Origin of the sequence: Nostoc sp. DedQUE12b (assembly GCF_034530835.1) — a bacterium.
GTDB lineage: Bacteria > Cyanobacteriota > Cyanobacteriia > Cyanobacteriales > Nostocaceae > Nostoc.
Genome location: NZ_JAVRCI010000019.1, coordinates 1 through 20,154, shown reverse-complemented (window position 1 = coordinate 20,154; position 20,154 = coordinate 1). Strand labels below are relative to the sequence as shown.

12 protein-coding genes are annotated in these 20,154 nt (G+C 40.9%); 9 read left to right on the top strand and 3 right to left on the bottom strand.

Annotated features, from left to right (window positions below):
• The first annotated feature begins 9 nt into the window (after positions 1-9).
• The gene (locus RMY16_RS12150; protein ID WP_322736564.1) at positions 10-582 is read left to right on the top strand and encodes a 2OG-Fe(II) oxygenase; all 573 of its coding nucleotides are present in this window, start codon (positions 10-12) and stop codon (positions 580-582) included.
• A gap of 35 nt (positions 583-617) precedes the next feature.
• Here the strand turns inward: RMY16_RS12150 and recR are convergent, their stop codons facing one another.
• Positions 618-1,175, bottom strand: coding sequence for a recombination mediator RecR (gene recR / locus RMY16_RS12145; RefSeq protein WP_322638705.1), 558 nt, complete (start codon positions 1,173-1,175; stop codon positions 618-620).
• A gap of 71 nt (positions 1,176-1,246) precedes the next feature.
• Here recR and RMY16_RS12140 point away from each other — a divergent pair, with 71 nt between their 5' ends.
• The 4 genes from RMY16_RS12140 to RMY16_RS12125 all read left to right on the top strand — a co-directional run bounded on the left by RMY16_RS12140 (position 1,247) and on the right by RMY16_RS12125 (position 14,155).
• Entirely contained in the window at positions 1,247-1,498 is a 252-nt protein-coding gene (locus tag RMY16_RS12140; protein WP_322736562.1) for a hypothetical protein, read from the top strand.
• A 236-nt stretch (positions 1,499-1,734) separates the two neighbouring features.
• Entirely contained in the window at positions 1,735-5,871 is a 4,137-nt protein-coding gene (locus tag RMY16_RS12135; protein ID WP_322736561.1) for an amino acid adenylation domain-containing protein, read from the top strand.
• Positions 5,872-5,879: 8 nt separating this feature from the next.
• A complete protein-coding gene (locus tag RMY16_RS12130; protein ID WP_322736560.1) occupies positions 5,880-9,152 on the top strand; it encodes an amino acid adenylation domain-containing protein in 3,273 nt (1,090 codons plus the stop codon).
• Positions 9,153-9,445: 293 nt separating this feature from the next.
• Entirely contained in the window at positions 9,446-14,155 is a 4,710-nt protein-coding gene (locus RMY16_RS12125; RefSeq protein ID WP_322736559.1) for a non-ribosomal peptide synthetase, read from the top strand.
• 131 nt (positions 14,156-14,286) lie between these two features.
• On the opposite strand, the gene RMY16_RS12120 is transcribed toward RMY16_RS12125, so the two are convergent.
• On the bottom strand, positions 14,287-15,204 hold the full coding sequence (locus RMY16_RS12120) for a histone deacetylase (RefSeq protein WP_322736558.1): 918 nt from the start codon (positions 15,202-15,204) through the stop codon (positions 14,287-14,289).
• Between the two features lie 109 nt (positions 15,205-15,313).
• Between RMY16_RS12120 and RMY16_RS12115 the strand changes: the two genes are divergently transcribed.
• Complete coding sequence (locus RMY16_RS12115; protein ID WP_322736557.1) at positions 15,314-16,339, top strand: mechanosensitive ion channel family protein; 1,026 nt, start codon at positions 15,314-15,316, stop codon at positions 16,337-16,339.
• Positions 16,340-16,389: 50 nt separating this feature from the next.
• Here RMY16_RS12115 and RMY16_RS12110 read toward each other — a convergent pair whose 3' ends face one another.
• Positions 16,390-17,169, bottom strand: a complete 780-nt coding sequence (locus RMY16_RS12110) for an MBL fold metallo-hydrolase (protein WP_322736556.1) — start codon at positions 17,167-17,169, stop codon at positions 16,390-16,392.
• A 111-nt stretch (positions 17,170-17,280) separates the two neighbouring features.
• Between RMY16_RS12110 and RMY16_RS12105 the strand changes: the two genes are divergently transcribed.
• From RMY16_RS12105 to RMY16_RS12095, 3 genes are all read left to right on the top strand, one after another.
• Positions 17,281-17,718 (top strand): VOC family protein, encoded by a 438-nt coding sequence (locus RMY16_RS12105; protein WP_322736555.1) that lies wholly within the window; start codon positions 17,281-17,283, stop codon positions 17,716-17,718.
• A 299-nt stretch (positions 17,719-18,017) separates the two neighbouring features.
• On the top strand, positions 18,018-18,911 hold the full coding sequence (locus RMY16_RS12100) for an alpha/beta fold hydrolase (RefSeq protein WP_322736554.1): 894 nt from the start codon (positions 18,018-18,020) through the stop codon (positions 18,909-18,911).
• Between the two features lie 128 nt (positions 18,912-19,039).
• The gene (locus RMY16_RS12095) at positions 19,040-20,083 is read left to right on the top strand and encodes a serine/threonine-protein kinase (RefSeq protein WP_322736614.1); all 1,044 of its coding nucleotides are present in this window, start codon (positions 19,040-19,042) and stop codon (positions 20,081-20,083) included.
• Positions 20,084-20,154: the final 71 nt, after the last annotated feature.

Genomic DNA, 20,154 nt, shown 5'->3' with positions numbered 1-20,154 from the left:
GGCTTAACCATGACCAAGAAAGATTTGCTTCGCAACCAAATTTTCACGCTGAAAAATATTCTTTCGCCAGCAGAATGCGCTGAGTATATTACTTTAACAGAAAATATTGGCTATACAGATGCTCCTATTACTACCCACCGAGGTTTTAAAATGCGTCCCGACATCCGCAATAATCAGCGCGTTATTCTAGATGACCGGGAGCGTGCTTTTGATTTATGGCAGCGTGTGTCAAATTATATCCCCAAAACCATTGGTAGATGGCATCCAGTTGGGCTGAATGAGCGTTTTCGTTTCTATCGCTACGATCCAGGTCAGAGGTTTGCACCTCACCATGATGGTTCTTATCGCCGAACTAACGGTGAGGAAAGTTTATTGACTTTTATGATTTATCTGAATGAAGGCTTTGAAGGCGGCGAAACCCGCTTTTATCTTCCTGAATACTACCAAGATTTATCTAATCTAGCTGTGCTTCCAGTAACAGGTATGGCTTTGTGTTTTGTCCACGAACTAGTACATGAGGGCGCTACTATTATCCAGGGACGAAAGTACGTTTTGCGATCGGATGTTATGTACAGTCAATAGTCAAGAAAGTGATTAACTAGCAAAATCACCAAAATTTAATCTAACTCTCGGCGTCCTTCCAACGCCCTCGCCAAAGTAACTTCATCTGCGTACTCTAAATCGCCACCTACAGGTAAACCAAAAGCAATCCGCGTCACTTTGGTAAATGGTTTCAACAGCTGACCGATATACAAGGTTGTTGTCTCCCCTTCTACACTCGGACTAATTGCCAGAATTACTTCTTGAGGTTTTTGCTGGCTCACTCGGCGCTGCAAAGCTAGTATATTCAACTGATCTGGGCCAATTCCATCAATTGGCGAAATCACCCCGCCCAAAACGTGATACTTGCCTTTGTATTCGCGGGTTTTTTCCAGCGCAATCACATCGCGAGGATCTGCAACAACACAGATAGTGTTATTGTCACGGTTGGCATTGCGGCAAATTTCACAAACAGGTTCAGCAGATAAGTGAAAGCAAACAGAACACAAGCCTATCTGTTTTTTTGCCTCAACTAAAGCTTGCGCCAAAGCTTCTACTTCTGCTTCTGGTCGCTTTAAAATATGCAAAGCCAGTCGTTGGGCACTTTTGGGGCCAACTCCCGGTAGGCGTTGCAATTGTTCAATTAACCGTGCTAAAGGGCGTGCGTAAACCGTTGTCTTGTCTCCAGAATGTTTTCACTTTAACTATGATGACATTTTTTGAGTACTTCCATCAGGCGCAACACTTCCAACTCGCGATCGCTCATACCATTTCACTAAAATTGCTGCCGTCTCATAGCCCTGTTGGGGATGGGGGCATTGGCAAAACTTCCCTAGCTGCTAAACTGGTTCAAGATTTGCAAGACGAGTTTGAGTTTATGATCTGGCGATCGCTAGACAATGCCCCGCAACTGAAAGAACTACTAGGGGATATCGTGCCGTTTCTCTCCCGCCAATAAGATGTCCAGGCGACCCCAGAACGCCTACTGCACTGGTTGCGAACCCATCGTTGTTTGCTGGTTTTGGACAACCTGGAAACTATCCTCCAACCGGGTCATCGGGTGGGAGTTTATCTGCCGGGATATGAAAACTATGGGACATTGTTGCATATGCCGTAGATGACCTCAATCCATCCCTCTATTATGCAACGCCAAAAGTTTCCACAAATTCCACCACAACTGTTTGCCATTCACTTATGAGCCAGTATATTTACAGCAGTCTCACAGATGATGAAGAACTTAATTTTTCTGAAGAAGCAGAGGTTTTCGTTTTTCCCACTTCTTTCGCCCAGCAGCGATTGTGGTTTCTCGACCAATTAGCACCGGGGAATTCATTTTACAACGTGTCAACAGCACTTCACCTGACAGGTTCCCTCAACTTCACTGCCTTAAAGCAGACATTCAACGAAATTGTACGTCGCCACGAAACGTTACGTACTAGATTTGTTATGGTACAGCAACCAGTACAGGCAATTGCACCTAGCTTAACCATACCTCTTCCCTTAATAGACCTACGCAATTTCGACAGCCCAGAACGCGACACACGAGTGCAGCAAATCGTAACCCAAGAGGCTCAACATCCTTTCAATCTCACCACTGGGCCATTACTACGAGTAAAGCTGCTGCAACTGGATGAAGCAGAATATCTGCTGCTGCTAAATCTACATCACATAGTTGCCGATGGCTGGTCAATTGGAGTGCTTATTAAAGAATTGGGGGTATTATACAAAGCCTTGGCAGAGGATAAGCGATGTCTGACGACTAGCTACTCCGTATCTACGCTCCTACCAGAACTACCCATTCAATATGCAGATTTCGCTCAATGGCAACGGGAGTGGCTACAAAAAGTGGCAGCAAACGGCACTTCGCCCCTACAAAGCCAGTTAGTTTATTGGCAAAAGCAATTAAACGGGATTTCGGTATTGAATCTCCCCACCGACCGACTAAGACCAGCAGTTCCTAGCTACAGGGGTGCAAAACAATTTTTAGAGCTACCACACTCCTTAACTCAAGCGCTAGAGGCACTAAGTTCTCAAGAAGGCGTTACCTTGTTCATGACAATGCTGGCAGCGTTTCAAACTTTGCTCTACCGCTACACACAGCAAGAGGATATTGCAGTTGGTTCACCTATTGCTAATCGCAATCGTAGCGAACTAGAAGGATTAATTGGTTTTTTTGTCAATAGCTTGGTGTTACGTACCGATCTATCAGGAAACCCGACGTTTCGAGAATTGTTGAATCGAGTGCGAGAGGTAACTTTGGGAGCATACGCCCATCAGGATTTGCCCTTTGAAAAGCTGGTGGAGGAACTTCACCCAGAGCGAGATTTAAGCCACCATCCCTTATTTCAGGTTGTATTTAGCCTCCAAAATACTCCCATTGAAGCGTTAGAGTTACCTGGGTTAAAGCTTTCGCTATTCGAGTTCGACAGCAAAACTGCAAAGTTTGATTTAGAGTTCCATCTGTGGCAAGACTTAGAAACTCTGAAAGGACAAGTGGTGTATAGCACCGATTTATTCGATCAAAGCACCATTACGCGAATGGTGGGACATTTCCAAACGCTGCTAGAAAGCATTGTTACCAGTCCAGAACAGCGGATTTCAGATTTGTCTTTGCTTACTGAAGAAGAACGACAAGAGTTATTAATTGATTGGAATGACACTAAAACAGACTACCCAAAGAACAAGTGTTTTCATCAGTTATTTGAAGCGCAGGTAGAGAAAACTCCCGATGCGATCGCAGTGGTCTTTGACGATGAACAACTCAGCTACAAAGAGTTAAATATACGCAGCAACCAACTTGCACATTATCTGAAACAATTGGGGGTAATCCCTGACGTTTTAGTAGGTATTTGTGTAGAGCGATCGCTGGAGATGATAATCGCCTTATTAGCCATCCTCAAAGCAGGTGGAGCATACCTGCCTTTAGATCCGAGCCTACCTCAAGAGCGTCTTAACTTCATCTTAGAAGATGCACAAGTTTCAGTCTTATTAACACAAGAAAAGTTGCTCAAGCATTTTGAAGACTTCTCGAATCCAATTATTTGCATAGATAAAGATTGGGCAACTATTATACAACACAGCCAAGAAAACCCAACCAGTTGCGTAACATTTGACAATCTAGCTTATGTTATCTACACCTCTGGCTCAACAGGAAAGCCTAAAGGCGTTTTGCTCCAGCATCGAGGATTGTCAAACTTAGCAAAAGCTCAGATTGAAATTTTCAATTTACAACCGAGTAACCATATTCTGCAATTCGCCTCATTAAGTTTCGATGCCTCAATTTTTGAGATTGTCATGGCACTGCAAACAGGAGCAACTCTTTATTTAGCAAACAAAGAATCTCTTTTACCCGGACAACCTTTGCTCAAATTATTGTGCGAAAAAGCTATTACTCACGTCACCCTTCCGCCAGCAGTTTTAGCAGTCTTATCTACAGAATCACTTCCGGCATTGCAAACTATTATTTGTGCAGGCGAATCCTGCACCGATGATATTGTAAAACGTTGGTGTAACTCTCAGCGTCGGTTTTTTAATGCTTACGGCCCTACTGAAGCAACAGTTTGGTCAACCGTTGCAGAAATTAGTCATATAATTGAAAACCCGCCTATTGGCCGCCCTATTCCTAATACCCAAATTTATATATTAGATAAACATTTACAACCTTTACCAATTGGAATTACTGGCGAATTATACATAGCTGGTGAGGGATTGGCACAAGGTTATCTTAATTGCCCCGAATTAACTATTGAAAAGTTTGTTCCCAATCCTTTTAACGAGAAAAAGGGAGCGCGACTTTACAAGACGGGTGATTTAGCTCGGTATCGACCAGATGGTAATATTGAATTTTTAGGTCGTATTGATAATCAAGCAAAAATTCGGGGATTCCGCATTGAGTTGTCAGAAATAGAAACAGTGCTGAGTCAGCATCAAGCTGTCCAAAAAGCAGTAGTAATTGTTAAAGAGAACATATCTGGTGATAAGTATTTGGTGGCTTATATTGTTCCAAATATAAAAACGCAAAATTTATCGTCACTACTACGTAAATTCTTAAAAGAAAAATTACCAGAATACACGATCCCAAAAGCTTTTGTAGTACTAGATTCTCTGCCGCTAACAGCTAGTGGTAAAGTGGATCGTTTGGCACTAACAGAACTCGACAGTCCGACTAGCGGCTTAATAGATAAAACATTTATCGCTCCTCGGACTGCAACCGAGTCAAGTTTGGCAAAAATTTGGGCTGAAGTGCTTAATATTGAGCGTGTGGGAATTTACGATAACTTTTTCGACTTGGGAGGAGATTCACTGTTAACTGTAGGCCTCATGAAGCAGATACATAAGCAGTTTGAGAACGAATTACCGTTATCTACCTTATTTTTAAATCCAACGATTGAAAGTTTAGCAACTGCTCTATCAACAAAAGCAGATTCTCTCCCGTGGTCTCCCTTAGTTCCGATTCAACCTGCTGGTTCAAATCCACCTTTTTTCTGCGTCCATCCAGTTTTTGGTGTTGTCTTTCCTTATTACGAATTAGCTGCTAATTTGGGAAAAAAGCAACCATTTTATGGGCTACAACCTATTGGACTTGACGGAAAAAGTTCTCCATTAACTCAGATTGAGGATATGGCTGCTCACTACATTGAAGCATTGCGCTCAGTTCAGCCTAAAGGCCCTTATTTTTTAGGAGGTTGGTCTTTTGGAGGTTGGGTTGCTTTTGAGATGGCTCAACAACTCCAAAAGTCTGGGGAAGAAGTGGCTCTACTTGCTGTGCTTGACACTTTAGCGCCAATTCCAGGCAATATACCTTCTTTAGGTAGTGGTTTCAAGTTTATGCTGACTACAGTGGCGCGATATATATGGCCTTTTTTCCTCGATTATTTTTATCTAATTATTGCGATCGCTAAGAATCGAATTAATAGTTTAACTTCTCACTCTTTTTGGGAGTCGCTAATGCGATCGCTCCAAACAAATCTCTTCTCTCACCTCACCCTAAAAGAGGATGCCACAGTCAGCATTATGCCTGAAGAATCCAAGTTAAGACTTTTAAGCGAGTTAGCAATTCGTCCAATGCTTCGTGTTTTTTATGCCAATAGCCAAGCAGTTCTTAACTACGTTCCCCAAGCCTACCCTAAACGAATTAATCTTTTCAAAACAAAGGTTCAATCAAGCATTGCCAAAGAAGATCCGAGTATGGGTTGGGATCAGCTAACTGTAGGAGGAACGGAAATTCATCATATTCCTGGCAATCACTTAACTATGTTGAGAAAACCCCATATTCAAATTCTCGCCGCACAGCTAAGAGCCTGTATTGAGAAAGCCCAAAATTTAAAATAAGGATCAATATGTCTTCTGAAGAAGTCTTCGTTTTTCCAGCATCTTTTGCTCAACAACGGCTATGGTTTCTCGACCAGTTGATCCCCGACAATGTTATCTACAATGTGCCGACAGTAATTCGTTTGACAGGTTCGCTGAAATTAGCCGCACTAGAACAGACTTTTAACGAAATCGTGCGTCGCCACGAAACCTTACGCACCACTTTTATTGTGTCGGATGGGCAACCTTTACAGGCGATCGCACCCAGCTTAACAATACCTCTTTCTGTATTAGACCTCCAACAATTGCCAGCTGATGAACAAGAAGTTAAAGCAAAATGCATTATTACCGCAGAGATAGAACATCCCTTCGAGTTATCCTCCGGGCCATTGCTGCGAGTAATACTCCTCGTCCTTTCTGAGACAGAACATATTCTATTATTGAATATGCACCACATTATCTGCGACGATTGGTCTATGGGGGTACTGATTCGGGAATTGGGAACGCTGTACGCAGCTTTTGCACAAAACCAGCCTTCTCCTCTATTAGAACTGCCTCTTCAGTACGCCGATTTTGCTCACTGGCAGCGCGAGTGGTTGCAAAGAGAAGTACTTCAAACCCAGTTAGCTTACTGGCGGGAGCAATTAAACAATATTTCCATACTGCATCTGCCTACTGACAAACCAAGGCCAGCTATACAAAGCTATCAAGGAGCAACACAATTTCTAGAGTTACCAAAAAAGCTAATTGATACACTAGAAAAGCTGTCACAGCAAGAAGCTGCAACCTTATTTATGACACTGGTGGCAGCATTTCAAACATTACTTTACCGCTATACCCATCAAGAAAATATCGCGGTAGGTTCCCCAATTGCTAATCGTAACCGCAGCGAAATTGAAGGAATAATTGGTTTTTTTGTCAATAGTTTGGTGCTACATAGCAACTTATCCGGAAACCCAACTTTTCGAGAACTATTAGGCAGAGTACGCGAAGTAACTTTAGGAGCATACAGCCATCAAGATTTGCCGTTTGAAAAGTTAGTTGAAGAAGTGCATCCAGAGCGAAACTTGAGCCACCATCCGCTATTTCAAGTGGTGTTTGGTTTCCAGAATGCACCAATGTCAGCGCTAGAACTGCCTGGATTAGTACCTAGCTTTCTGAATATTGACTTGAAAAAAACACGTTTTGATTTGGAACTGCATCTGTGGAAGTGTTCTGAAGATTTTAGGAGCTTATGGGGCGGAAACTGGGAGTATTCTGAAGGTCTCCGAGGCGTAATGGTTTACAACACAGATTTATTTGATCAAGCCACTATTAGCCGGATGGTGGAACATTTTAAAACTCTGTTGTCAGGCATTGTTGCAAATCCAGAGCAACGAATTGCAAATTTACCGTTATTAAGTGAAGCAGAGCTACATCAGGTATTGGTGAAATGGAATAACACCCAAGCCTATTATCCTCAAGATAAATGTATCCATCAATTGTTTGAAGAAAAGGTACAGCAGTATTCTGATTTTATAGCAGTAAACTTTGCTAACGAGCAGCTGACTTATCAAGATTTGAATACTCGCAGCAATAAACTGGCACACCATTTACAAAAAATCGGAGTATGTTCAGAAGTTTTAGTCGGCATTTGTATTTCACAGTCTATAGAAATGATAATAGGGTTTTTGGGTATTCTGAAAGCAGGGGGAGCGTATGTTCCATTAGACCCCAGCTATCCTCAAGAGCGTCTAAATTTTATGCTTGAAGATGCACAAGTTTCAGTGTTGCTGACACAAGAAAACTTGCTCAAGCATTTTGAAGATTTCTCAAAACCAATTATTTCTATAGATAAAGACTGGGAAATTATTACCCAAGAAAAGGAAGACAATCCCAAAAGTGATTTAAATAGTGATAATTTAGCTTATGTTATTTACACCTCTGGTTCTACAGGAAAACCCAAGGGAGTTGCTGTACCTCACAAAGCTGTAAATCGGTTAGTGTGCAATACGAACTATATAAAATTATTACCATCTGATAAAGTCGCCCAAGCCTCAAACGTTTCTTTTGATGCAGCGACATTCGAGATATGGGGAGCGCTACTTAACGGCGCTCAACTTGTGGTAGTTAGTAAAGATGTAACCCTCTCACCTCACGAATTTGCATTACAACTACGAAAAAAAGGTATCAATATTCTGTTTTTGACTACCGCCTTGTTTCAACAGATTGCTAGAGATGTTCCGCAAGCTTTTGCAACCTTGAAATATTTACTGTTTGGTGGCGAAACTATCGATCTGAGATGGATTAAAAAAATTCTTAAAAATGGTACGCCAAAGCATTTAATTCATGTTTATGGGCCTACAGAAAATACAACATTTTCTTCTTATTATTATGTTCAAGAGTTTTCATCAGCTACATCTTTGCCTATTGGTCGCCCCATTACAAATACCCAAATCTATATATTAGATCCCCATTTACAACTAGTGCCTGTTGGCGTTACTGGCGAATTATATATGGGTGGGGAGGGGCTGGCGCGAGAATATCTCAATCGCCCTGAAGTCACTACAAAACACTTTATTCCTCATCCTTTTAGTAATAATCCAAAAACACGTCTTTATAAAACTGGTGATTTAGCTCGCTATTTATCTGATGGCAATATTGAATTTTTAGGTCGCATTGACAATCAAGTAAAGATTCGCGGCTTCCGCATTGAGTTGTCAGAGATTGAAGCGGTGTTGAATCAACATCCAGCAGTGAGAGAAACTGTTGTCATTGTTGGTGAGGATGTACCTGATGATAAGTACTTGGTAGCTTATGTTGTTCTCAACCAGGAACAGATAGTGATGCAAGAGGTGCAAGGCTTTGCATTCTTACTTCGTCAATTTCTCAAAGAAAAGCTCCCAGAATACATGGTGCCAAGAGCCTACGTGATACTGGAATCTCTACCTCTAACACCTAATGGCAAACTGGATCGGCATGCTTTACCCATGCCTGATACAATTTCTTTCAATAATCAAGATTATGTGGCACCGCGATCGCAAGTTGAAGAGTTACTTGCCCAAATCTGGGCTAAAGTCTTGGGGAAAGAGCAAGTAGGTGTCCATGACAATTTCTTTGAATTGGGCGGTCATTCTCTCTTAGCGACTGTGCTAACTTCCCGTATCCGTGACACCTTCCAAATAGATTTGCCTGTAAGCAATTTGTTTGAAGCGCCAACTATTGAACAACTTACTAAGTACATTGAAACAACATATTGGGCGAAAAAAAGTTTAGATAAAGTTGGAACTACGAGTCAGGAACGAGAAGACGTGGAATTTTAAGTAAAAACGCTTGAGTTTGAGCAGTTAGCCACCCGACTTCTTAAATATAGATCCCACTGCCAAGTACCCCAAGCGACAGCAGTTGAACCAGCCATACAACTAGAAAATTATGAGGCATGAATATTATGAGCCTAAACCTTGTAATATTTTGTTAACTGCTTTTAGCTTCATACCATAGTTAAAATCATCCAACTTTCACTCCCAAGAATGATTTATAGGGTGTTGTAAGTGTGATAAAAATGCTGGGTTAGTTAATAACTAATAAGTAATAACTGTTGCGAAGAGGTGTAATTTTGAATACCGTTGAGTTTTTATCTTATCTTCGCAGCTTAGATATTCAAGTTTTTATTGATGGTGAAAAGTTTCGCTGTAACGCCCCTGAAGGAATTATTACACCAGAACTGCGTGCAGAAATTCAAGAGCGTAAAGCAGAAATTATTGAATTTTTAGAAGCATCTAATCGTACTAATAACCACAGTTTTAAACCTCTTGTACCTATTTCGCGATCAGGAAATCTTCCCCTCTCCTTTGCTCAACAACGGCTGTGGTTTCTTGACCAATTAATCCCTAATAATCCTTTCTATAACATTCCACTAGCACTACATTTAACAGGTTCGCTGAAATTAGCCGTACTAGAGCAAACTTTTAACGAAATTGTGCGGCGGCATGAAGCTTTACGCACCGCTATTGTCGTACAGAAAGGGCAACCAGTTCAGGTAATTAATCCTACCCTAACAATACCTTTACCAATAATAGATTTACGGCAACTGCCACAAGCCGAACGAGAAATACAAGCACGACGACTCACTACACAAGAAGCTCAACGTCCTTTCAATTTATCAACTGATTCGTTGTTGCAAATAAAACTGCTGTGGTTAGATGATACACAATACATCCTGCTGCTAACTATGCACCACATTGTCTCTGATGGTTGGTCTATTGGGGTGCTGATTCAAGAGATAGCAGCACTCTACACAGCCTTTACCAACAATCAGCCTTCTCCTCTATCGAAACTTAGAATCCAATATGCAGATTTTGCATACTGGCAACGCCAATGGTTGCAAGGGGAAGTATTAGAAAAGCAGCTGAGTTACTGGCAGAAGCAATTAGATGGCATTTCTATACTAAATCTGCCAACTGACAGACCAAGACTAGCTGTACAAACTTATCAGGGTGCAAGGCAACCTCTGCAATTATCAAAAAGTTTGAGCAAAGCACTTTTAGCTCTAGGACAACAAGAAGGGGTAACTTTATTCATAACCCTACTAGCAGCATTCCAAGCTTTACTTTACCGCTATACACAGCAAGAAGATATTGCTATTGGTTCACCTATTGCCAATCGCAACCGTAGTGAAATTGAGGGATTAATTGGTTTTTTTGTCAACAGCTTAGTACTGCGTACCGATCTATCAGGAAACCCAACTTTTCGGGAACTATTGAGTCGAGTTAAAGAGATAGCTTTAGGAGCATACAGCCATCAAGATTTACCTTTTGAAAAACTCGTAGAGGAACTGCATCCAGAGCGTAATTTGAATCAAAATCCGCTATTTCAAGTTGTTTTTGCGCTCCAAAATGCGCCGATGACAGCCTTAGAGTTACCTAGTTTAACTTTAAGTTCGCTACCATTTGAAACAGAAACAACGCGCTTTGATTTGGAGTTCCACTTGTGGGAGCCAAATACTCAAAATGGGTTATGGGCAGATAGCTCAGAACGAATTAGTGGTTTTGTAATTTATAGCACTGATTTGTTCGATGACGCTACTATCACCAGGATGCTAGGACACTTCCAAATATTACTGGAGGGTATAGTTGCAAATCCAGAAGACCGAATTGCACATTTACCACTTTTAAGCGAATCTGAGCTACATCAATTGTTAGTTGAATGGAACAATACCCAAGCAATTTATCCTCAAGATAAGTGTATTCATCAGTTAATTCAAAGTGTAGCAGAGCAGAATAGTGAGGCAACTGCGCTAGTATTTGGCGAGGAGCAACTTAGCTACAAAGAGTTAAATATACGCAGTAATCAACTTGCACATTATCTAAAAAAATTAGGAGTTAAAAGCGAAGTTTTAGTAGGACTTTGTGTAGAACGCTCTTTTGATATGGTAATCGGGATGTTGGGCATACTGAAAGCAGGTGGAGCTTATGTACCTTTAGATGCAAGCTATCTATCTGAGCGTTTAAATTTTATGCTCGAAGATGCTCAAGTCTCAGTTTTATTAACTCAGGAGCGATGGCTTGAACGTCTAAAAAACTCTGATTCACAAATAATCTGTTTAGATAAAGATTGGGAGATTATTTCTCAAGAGATTGAAGATAACCTTACTAGTAAAGTTACAGTAGATAACCTCGCTTATATAATTTATACCTCTGGCTCAACTGGAAAACCTAAAGGAGTTAAAATTGAACATAGAGGATTGTTAAATTTAGTATTTTGGCATCAAAAAGCGTTTGCAGTTTCACCCCTTGACCGAGCAACGCAGATTTCTGGAGTTGCCTTTGACGCTTGCGGTTGGGAAATTTGGCCTTATCTGAGTACTGGGGCAAGTATCTATATTGTAGATGATGAAATTAAGCGATCGCCTGACTATCTCCGAGATTGGCTAGTATCAAAAGCGATAACAATTTCTTTCATCCCAACACCTTTAGCAGAGAAAATTTTATTATTAGATTTTCCTCAGAACGCAGCTTTACGAATATTGCTCACAGGTGGAGACAAACTAAATCAATATCCTTTAGCTTCCCACTCTTTTCAAGTATTTAATAATTATGGCCCAACTGAGAATACAATTGTTACAACGTCGGGATATGTTTCTGTTAAAAATAAAGGTAATTTAGCGCCTGGAATTGGTTGTGCGATCGCTAATACAAAACTTTATATATTAGATAAACATTTGCAACCAGTACCTATTGGCGTTCCGGGAGAGTTATATATAAGTGGTGATGGGTTAGCACGAGGTTATTTAAACCATCCTGACTTAACTGCTGAATCCTTCATCTATCATTCTTTTACTAATAAGTTAAAAGCACGACTTTATAAAACAGGTGATTTAGTTCGCTATCGAGTAGATGGCAACCTTGAATTTTTAGGTCGCCTCGACAATCAGATAAAAATTCGTGGCTATCGTATTGAGTTGGGAGAAATTGAAGCGGTACTGAGTCAACATCCAGCAGTGCAGCAAACTGTAGTAATAACTCGTGAGGATGAACAGGAAAAGCGCGTAGTAGCTTATGTAGTACCAAAAACTGAATACAGTAACGAACAGGAGAATTTGCAATTAATGCAATTGCAGAATGAGCAGGTTTTGCAATGGCAGATGTTGTATAACGAAACTTATAATCAATCTACTGATTCAGATCCCACATTCAATTTTGTCGGCTGGAATAGCAGTTACACAAATCAGCCTATTCCAGCAGAGCAAATGCGTGAGTGGGTGGATAACCAAGTCGAGCAGATTTTGGCTTTGCAACCCAAACGAGTGTTAGAAATTGGTTGTGGAACAGGTTTGATTCTATTTAGAATTGCACCTCACTGCACTAAATATTGGGGAACAGACTTTTCCTCAGTTTCACTTAACTGCATTCAGCAACAGCTACAAAAACAAGAAATGCCGCAGGTAACACTATATCAGCAAATGGCTACTGACTTCGAGAAAGTAGAAACAGCAGCTTTTGATGCAGTAATTCTGAACTCGGTTGTACAATATTTTCCTACTATTGATTATCTAATTAGTGTATTAGAAGGCGCAGTGAAAGCAACTGCTCCGGGTGGCTTTATTTTTATAGGGGATGTGCGTAGTTTGCCACTCTTGCAAGCTTTCCATGCGTCAGTCCAACTGTATCAAGCTGAACCTTCCCTTACCTGCTTCGAGTTGCAACAACGGATACAAAGGCAAATATTTCAAGAAACAGAGCTAGTTATTGATCCAGCTTTTTTTACTGCAATCAAGCAACGCTTTCCGCAAATTAATCACGTACAAATCCAACTGATGCGGGGTAAACATCACAATGAGTTAACTGAGTTTCGTTACAATGTGATTCTTCATATTAGTACCGAAATTGTTAATCATACTGAAAATCATTCAGTGCTGAACTGGTCTGAAGATAATCTCACAGTCTCAGCAGTGCGTCAGTTATTAATTGAGAATCAACCAAAAATATTAAGCATTATCAATGTACCTAATGCACGGGTAATATCAGCAGTTAAAACAACAGAATGGCTATCAGACGCAGAAAGTTTTAAAACTGTAGGTCAAATACGTAAAGCTTTGCAAGAACTTGAAAATTTTGGAGTAGACCCAGAAGATTTTTATGCGCTCAATGTACCTTATAGGGTTGAGATCACCTGGTCGCTTTCAAGCATTGAAGGATATTATGATGTAGTTTTTGTACGGCAAGATGCAGTAAGTAAGAAAACTATTTTTTCACATAGCACGGCTCATCCTCGTCCCTGGCAATCTTACGGCAATAATCCCCTGCAAGCCAAAGCTGCGCGTAAGTTAGTGCCACAGTTGCAGACTTACATAGCACAAAAATTGCCTGAGTACATGATGCCATCAGCTTTTGTAGTATTGGAGTCATTACCTCTAACAGCTAATGGTAAAGTCAATCGCCGCGCCTTAAAAGCATTCCATGATGCAATTAAGCTCCAATTGCCTGAAAATTACATCGCACCTCGGACTCCTGTTGAACAAGTGCTGGTGAAAATTTTTGCTGAGGTTTTGGGGCTTAAGCGCATAGGAATTTATGATAATTTCTTTGAATTAGGCGGTCATTCATTACTGGCAACTCAGCTTGTCTCTAGAGTGCGCGACGCCTTACACGTGGAGTTGCCTTTGCGTAGCGTATTTGAAGCACCGACAATTGCAGAATTATCTCAGGTGGTAGAAAGCTTGAAAGAAAGCAATGCTGAAAGTCAAGCTCCGATTTTAATGCCCCTATCGCGTGAAAGTCGGCGGATTAAGTTATCTTCCTTAAACGAAGAGAGCGTAAAATTTTAAAAAAAGATCAGGCACTAGATTGAATTGTTACATTAAGAATCAATTTTAACGTGAGTTCGACGGGTTGAAAAAGCCAAAAAGCTATGTGTATAAAAACTTTACGATTTCGGTTACTATTACCCATTAAATGACTATAGTTTATACTGCTGATAAATTTGACTGGCGGCGCGATGTAGCAGGGAGTGTCGCCATACTAAAGATTTCATATCATCGGCATAACCGCCGCCAATGACGCAGGCCACTGGATAACCACTACTCATACAGGTACTCAAAACCTGCATTTCTCGGCGGAAAATGCCAGCATCTGTAAGGGCTAATTTGCCCAAGCGATCGCCTATATGAGGGTCAACACCTGCATCATAAAATACTAAATCTGGCTTGACTTTAGACAACAAATCTGATATATAATTCGCCAAGGTTTGTAAATAAGCGTCATCTTCCATTCCTATCGGCAAAGGAACATCCAAATCGCTGTTTTGTTTCGTACCGGGGAAATTGACTTCGCAGTGCATAGAGAAAGTAAAAACGCTGTCGTCGCCTTGGAAGATAAAAGCTGTGCCGTCTCCTTGATGGACATCCAAATCGACAATCAGGATTTTTTGGACGAGTCCAAATTTTTGTAAAACGCGACAGGCGATCGCTAAATCGTTGAAAATACAAAAACCAGACCCATAACTGGGAAAGGCGTGATGAGTTCCACCAGCCGTATTACAAGCTAAACCCTGACTTAGTGCCAGTTTTGCAGTGAGTATCGTACCACCTACCGCTACACAAGTACGATTTGCTAGTGCTGGACTCCAAGGCAAACCAATGCGACGTTGTGCTTTCGCATCTAGGGTTCCTTCGCAATAAGCTTGAACGTAGCTTGGAGTATGGACTAACTCTATCAATTCTAGTAGCGGACGTTCGGGAGTGTGAAATTGTTCTTGATTCGCTACACCATCAGCTAACAGCAATTCGTAGAGTTGTCGGAACTTAGACATCGGGAAACGATGTCCTTCAGGTAGAGGAGCAATGTAATCTGGGTGGTAAATAATTGGCAAGTCCATAAGGAAAGACAATCTCAAGCAGCTAATCCGGCAACAAGGTAAAATTTAGCCATAATTGCAGCAATAGTACTGTTATTCTAAAATATAAAACTCCAAATTTAAAATTTATATGATGGAATGGGTTACGCCGATAGTGTTTATTGTATCTGGCTTTCTGGCTGGAATAATTGGTGAAAAAGTTATCTTTAAAAAACTAGAAACATTTGTTACTAATAAACGAATTGCCGGCAGTAGAATTATATTTCACTCTCTACACCGGATGACTTTTCTTTGGTTTGTCATTGGCGGTTTTTTTTGGGCAGTTCTGAGTGCCCCCCTCAAACCAAATATTGCCATAGTACTGCAAAAAATTCTGACGATGGCATTACTATATTCAATAACTTTAGTCTTGGCTAAATTGACTGCTGGTTTTGTGAATTTATTTATTCGCAGAGCAGAAGGGGTTCCCACATCACTAATTTCTAACCTGGCTAAAATTACTGTTTTAGTTTTGGGAACATTAATTATACTGCAAACTGTGGGTGTTCAAATTACCCCGATCATCACAACTTTAGGTATTGGTGGTCTAGCAGTTGGTTTGGCACTTCAAGACACATTGGCAAATTTATTTTCTGGTTTTTACTTAATTATTTCTAAGCAAGTTAGAACCGGAGACTATGTAAAATTAGATGCTGGACATGAGGGATATGTTATAGATATTTCTTGGCGTAATACAACAATTAAAGAAATTTCCAATAATATAGTCATTGTTCCTAATTCTAAGTTGTCTTCTGCAATTTTCACAAACTATCATTTACCTGCAAAGGAAATTACTTTAACAATGGATGTTGGCGTAAGTTATGATAGCGATTTAGAACAAGTTGAAAAAGTGACTGTAGAAGTTGCTAAAGAAGTGATGCAAGAAATTGCTCCAGAATTAAAAGAAAACGAACCATATATCAGATTTCATACTTTTAATGATTTTAGTATAGATTTTACGCTTTATATGCGCGTAAGCGAATACTTTGATCAGCGTATGGGTAAACATCTATTTGTCAAAAAATTACACAAACGCTATCAGCAAGCAGGAATTCAAATTCCTTTTCCGATTAGGGAAGTGTATATGCAAGATAATTCAGCTATGGAAAAAAATTAGTAGTTGCCATGTTATTAAACTAACATGGCAAACAGTATCTGTCCTAGAATTTAAATTGCTAATGCTCGTTTTTCTAATGGTAGTTCAAAGCGATCGCCTGGTTTCGGCTCAAGTACCTGCGTCGAAAGATTGTTCTTTTCTAATAACGAACAAAATTCCTCAGCACTTCCTTTAGTTTGAATGAGTTTCATCAGCAAGCCCTCAAAGGACACATCTCCACCAGCGGCAGTAGGTATTATTACTTGAGGCTGTAATGATTTGACGACTTCTAAAGCACTATTTTGTCCTTTAATAATCGGCCCAAGCAAAGGTAGCGTCATGTCAATAAACGGCGTAATCACTACATCGATAGGTGCAGATTGCTGAAGTTGTGGAGAATGATACCCGTGAGGCTCATAGTATACAGTTAAACCACTCGCCAATTCTTTGAGAAGATAACTATTTTCTACCAGAGTCGGGCCAATTGGAGAGCCAGGGAAAGCCTTGATTTCTACTTGATTATTTAAAGTGAAAGTTTCACCATGAGCTAATACTGTTACTTGGGTGTAATCTAACTGCTGTACTACCTTAGCTGCATTGGGAGAAGCTACAACCTTGATGCTGCGATCTAACAGCTTGAGCGTTGGTGGGTGAGTATGGTCTTCTAAACCCTGAGATAGCAGAATCAAATCAATATTATCTGGGATTGGGCGATTTTGCGATCGCGACCCTTTAAATAACCAATCCAAATTGCTGAAAATTAACGAACCAACCAGCCAAGGGTCAATTAGTATTCGTTTCCCGCCGATTTCCAGTAACCAAGAGTTGCTGTCGAACCAAGTTAAAAACATAAATTTTGTGAAGATAACGCCTACCTTCATTATCAATGGTGTCACCTTTCTTAGTAAGCACTGATGCCAACACCTACATTCGTGCGGTCAAGTCTACCACGGAGTTTTTTTATGTCTGATCTTGGTTTTACTCACATTGCACTTGCAGTCAGTGATGTTGATGCAAGTATCTCATTTTATGCAAAGTATGCCCAGATGACAGTCGTGCATCATCGCATTGATCAAGCGACTCAATCAGATGTTGCTTGGATTAGTGACCTGACTAGACCTTTTGTGATTGTCCTAATTAAAGTACCTAAAGTAGAAGGCGCACTTTTACCACAATCCCATCTTGGGGTAGCTTATCAGAATCGTGGGGAAATCGATCGCCTGTGCAATAAGGCACGCACTGAAGGAATACTGCTGGCTGGGCCAAATGACTGGGGCCCTCCCGTTGGTTACTGGGCTTATCTTCGAGACCCAGATGGTCATACCCTGGAAATTTCTTATGGTCAGGTAGTGAATTTTACAGTTGAGCAAGCTAGAGACGCGATTCATCGCGTCTCTTAAAAAATGGTTACTTATTACCAGGGCTGCGTCCACCTTCATCATTACTGCCACCGTGAGGGTGTGAATTGCCTGGGTCACATCCCTCAGAACCATTACCAATTCCTTGGTTGCAATGGCGACGCGGTTTTACGCCCTCCGTTGAAGTTTCAGTTTGTTCTTCAACTGCAACTTGTTGTTGTCCAACGACGTACTGCGAGGAAATGTTTGCTACCTGTCCTTTTTACTCAGCACTCGTTACTCAGCACTATTTCGGTGAGAGAACATTACTATATTAAAGAAACACTTTATTAATCTTAATAATGACTGTAACGACACAACAGCTTGCAACCCAAGATGCCTTTGAAAAATTCATTTGGAATTGGCAGGGCTACAAAATTCAGTACACTGTCATGGGCACAGGACGCCCTCTAGTACTGGTTCACGGCTTTGGCGCTTCCATTGGACACTGGCGCAAAAATATCCCAGTTTTAGCTGATGCTGGCTACCAGGTGTTTGCCATAGACCTTTTAGGTTTCGGCGGTTCTGATAAAGCGCCGATTGATTACAGTGTAGAAGTTTGGGTGGAACTGCTGAAAGATTTCTGCACAGCACACATCCAAGAACCTGCTGTATTTATTGGCAACTCCATCGGCGCACTTTTGAGCTTGATTGTACTGGTAGAACATCCAGAAATTGCTGCTGGTGGTATTCTAATTAATTCTGCGGGTGGTTTGAGTCATCGTCCCCACGAACTGAACCCGCCACTACGGATTGTGATGTCAACTTTTAATCGGTTTGTGCGATCGCCAATTACAGGTAAATTTGTCTATAACCGCATCCGCCAAAAAGCCCAAATTCGCCGCACCCTCTATCAAGTTTACCGCGATCGCCAAGCTGTCACCGATGAATTAGTCGATTTACTTTATACTCCCTCTTGCGACCCAGGAGCGCAACAAGTCTTCGCATCTATACTCACAGCGCCTCCTGGTCCCAGTCCAGAGGAACTTTTGCCCAAAGTAGAACGTCCTTTATTAGTAATTTGGGGTGCTGACGACCCTTGGACACCAATTACCGGGGCCAAGATTTACGAAAAGGCGCGGGAGAATGGCAAAGATATCAAAATTGTTCCCATTCCCAATGCCGGTCATTGTCCTCACGATGAGGTTCCAGATGTTGTCAATGCTCAGATTGTCGATTGGCTAGCGCAAAGGTAATAATTTCGCCTTTCTGCCGATATGTATTAGCCCAAGCAAGGTAAACATGGGGCTAACAATCTGGGTGAGTGGATTTTAATCTTTGAATTGCGCCTTGACATAATCAAACTCGTATGGTGTGTGAAGAAATGGAGCTTGATGTGCGTAATGGAGATAAAAGGGTAATACCCTTAAATCACCATCCAGATTTTTCAGAACTTGGCTATCAAGTCATCAGCGAATTAGGACGCAACCGAGAAGGGGGAAGGATTACTTATCTAGCTAATGTTTTCAAATCTAATCAGCAGGTGGTAATTAAAGAGTTTTGTTTTGCTCGTGCAGGTGCTGATTTATCAGGTGTGAAAGCATATCAGCGCGAAATAGAAATTTTGCAACAACTCAATCATCCCCGCATTCCTCGCTATATAGATTCCTTTGAAATGCCAGGAGCTTTTTATCTCGTACAAGAATATAAAAATGCCCCATCCTTGGGATTAAAACGTAGCTTTCATCCTGAAGAAATTAAGCAAATTGCTCTTTCAATCTTAGAAATTTTGGTTTATCTGCAAAAGCAACTTCCCGCAATTATTCATCGAGATATTAAGCCAGAGAATATTTTGGTTGATAAAGAACTAAATGCTTACCTGGTTGATTTTGGATTGGCTAGAAGACAGGGTGCGAAAGTAGCTCTGAGCAGCTTTATAGCCGGAACTCCAGGTTTTATGCCACCAGAGGAACAGTTTGGTCATTCCCTGACTGAGGCATCAGATTTATATAGTTTAGGAGCAACACTAATTTGCTTACTTACTAATACCCGTTCTGTTGAGATTGGTAAATTAATTGATGATAACTATCGCTTTAATTTCCAGCAATTAGTTCCTCAAATTAGTCCGCGTTTCCGATGGTGGTTGATGAAAATGGTGGAACGTAACCGAAAACGCCGCTATGCTAATGCGGCTATTGCTTTAAAAGCACTTGGGACAATTGAGGTTGTTGGTAGTGCGACTGGGTTAGATAATTTCATCAGTACAATCAAACCTAGAAAACGAGCCACTTTGCTGGGACTAGCTACTGCTGTTACATTAGCTGCGCTTGCAGGAGCTTTGATAAGTTATCAGCCTGGTAATACGGTTAGGCAATTGTCGGAAGCTAGAGAATGTCAAAGTTTTGATTTAAGCTCAGATTGCCAATAAAAAATCGAAAATTAAGATTAACCTGAGTTCGGGATAAGGAAAGGAGCAGGTAGTAAGCTGAAAATAACGAC

What these genes read in the sequence shown, in the direction of transcription:
- RMY16_RS12105 (WP_322736555.1), top strand. Translation starts at nt 17,281, where the DNA reads ATGTCTGATCTTGGTTTTACTCACATTGCACTTGCAGTCAGTGATGTT.
- RMY16_RS12100 (WP_322736554.1), top strand. Translation starts at nt 18,018, where the DNA reads ATGACTGTAACGACACAACAGCTTGCAACCCAAGATGCCTTTGAAAAA.
- RMY16_RS12150 (WP_322736564.1), top strand. Translation starts at nt 10, where the DNA reads ATGACCAAGAAAGATTTGCTTCGCAACCAAATTTTCACGCTGAAAAAT.
- RMY16_RS12110 (WP_322736556.1), bottom strand. Translation starts at nt 17,169, where the DNA reads ATGTTTTTAACTTGGTTCGACAGCAACTCTTGGTTACTGGAAATCGGC.
- RMY16_RS12095 (WP_322736614.1), top strand. Translation starts at nt 19,040, where the DNA reads ATGGAGCTTGATGTGCGTAATGGAGATAAAAGGGTAATACCCTTAAAT.
- RMY16_RS12120 (WP_322736558.1), bottom strand. Translation starts at nt 15,204, where the DNA reads ATGGACTTGCCAATTATTTACCACCCAGATTACATTGCTCCTCTACCT.
- RMY16_RS12130 (WP_322736560.1), top strand. Translation starts at nt 5,880, where the DNA reads ATGTCTTCTGAAGAAGTCTTCGTTTTTCCAGCATCTTTTGCTCAACAA.
- RMY16_RS12115 (WP_322736557.1), top strand. Translation starts at nt 15,314, where the DNA reads ATGATGGAATGGGTTACGCCGATAGTGTTTATTGTATCTGGCTTTCTG.
- RMY16_RS12140 (WP_322736562.1), top strand. Translation starts at nt 1,247, where the DNA reads ATGATGACATTTTTTGAGTACTTCCATCAGGCGCAACACTTCCAACTC.
- RMY16_RS12135 (WP_322736561.1), top strand. Translation starts at nt 1,735, where the DNA reads ATGAGCCAGTATATTTACAGCAGTCTCACAGATGATGAAGAACTTAAT.